Consider the following 1,528-nt stretch of genomic DNA (forward strand, 5'->3'; position numbering starts at 1 on the left):
TCCATATGCTGGATATTCTATTGCCATATCCATTACTGCTTTCTCTATCGCTGGATCAACTCTATTCGCTATTATTGGCTTTCTTCGACTAATTTCATACAATGCCTCTTCGCCACCAGTTTCATACAGTTCTTTAAATCTGTAATAACTATCTCTACTATAGCCCATCGCTTTACATGCTGACGATATGCTATCAAGACTCTTAGCTAGTTCTAGTAACCCTATTTTTGGCTTTATTATTTTTTGATTTAAGTTCATTTTTCATCTCCATTTAATAATTAATTTATTTTACTAAATGTAAGATTTAATCTCAACTATTACATATAATCAATTGTCAGATATAAAACTTTGAATACTGAGTCGTCATTTGGAAAAACACGTTTATTTTTTGTAACTTTTCTCAACTGGCTATTCAATGATTCTATTGCATTTGTAGTGTAAATTATCTTACGAATCCTGTCAGGATATTGCAAGAATATTATCAAATGCTCCCAATTATTATACCAAGATTTAGCTATATGCGGATATCGCTTGCTCCATTTTTTATCAAAATTCTCTAACGCTAATTCCGCTTCTTTTTCAGTAGTAGAAGTATAAATTAGCTTCAAATCCGCTGCTAATTGTTTTCTATCTTTATATGATACATACTTGAGACTATTCCTAATTTGATGAACTATACAAAGCTGATGTTCCGTCTTTGGATATACTGCTAAAATAGCTTCAGACATTCCGCTTAGATTATCGCTACAAGCAATTAAGATATCTTTTACTCCTCGATTCTTCATTTCAGTAAAATTACCAAGCCAAAACTTAGCTCCTTCATTCTCACTGATCCATAATCCTAAAATATCTTTTTTCCCAAATAAATCTATACCTAAAGCTACATATACTGATTTATTAATGATAAGTTTATCTTGTCTTACTTTAACTACCAAACAATCAAAATATACTATAGGATATACTGACTCAAGAGGCCTACTTTGCCAAATTCTTACCTCATCTATTACTTCATCTGTAATCCTGCTGATTAAGCTCTCACTGATCTCAGCTCCATATAATTCTTGCAATTGGCTTTTAATATCAGACAAACTCATGCCCTTTGCATATAAGGATATTATCTTTTGGTCTAATCCATCTATTCTTGTTTGTTTCTTTGAAACTATTATTGGCTCAAACTTACCTTGCCTGTCTCTTGGAATATTTAGCTCTATAGAGCCATTCTCACTGATCAGATTCTTACTAAAACTACCATTCCTCGCATTCTCAGTTCCAGCTCTATCATACTTGCTGTAACCTAAATGCTCTGACATCTCAGCTTGCAGGACTCTTTCTAAAATACCCTTAGTTAATTCCTTAATTAATCCATTCTGACTAAGTACTGCCTTTAAATCCGCCCCTCCTTCTATTAATAGATCTATTGCTTCATTTATTTTTTTATTCTTTTCTACATGCATTGCTGTTACCTATATTTTTAATTACTTCTTAATATAGGCTCAATAATAATTTACACAATCATTGCAAAAGACTC

General features: G+C 32.0%; 1 protein-coding gene and 1 pseudogene. Both read right to left on the reverse strand.

Annotated features, from left to right (window positions below):
• Positions 1-258, reverse strand: a 258-nt coding sequence (locus C4Q30_RS00020; RefSeq protein WP_198913009.1) for a helix-turn-helix domain-containing protein, incomplete at its 3' end; no start/stop codon positions are given.
• A 62-nt stretch (positions 259-320) separates the two neighbouring features.
• Positions 321-1,454: pseudogene (locus C4Q30_RS00025) on the reverse strand (IS256 family transposase); the annotation flags it as partial.
• Positions 1,455-1,528: the final 74 nt, after the last annotated feature.

The organism is Rickettsia fournieri, assembly GCF_900243065.1.
Lineage (GTDB): Bacteria > Pseudomonadota > Alphaproteobacteria > Rickettsiales > Rickettsiaceae > Rickettsia > Rickettsia rickettsii.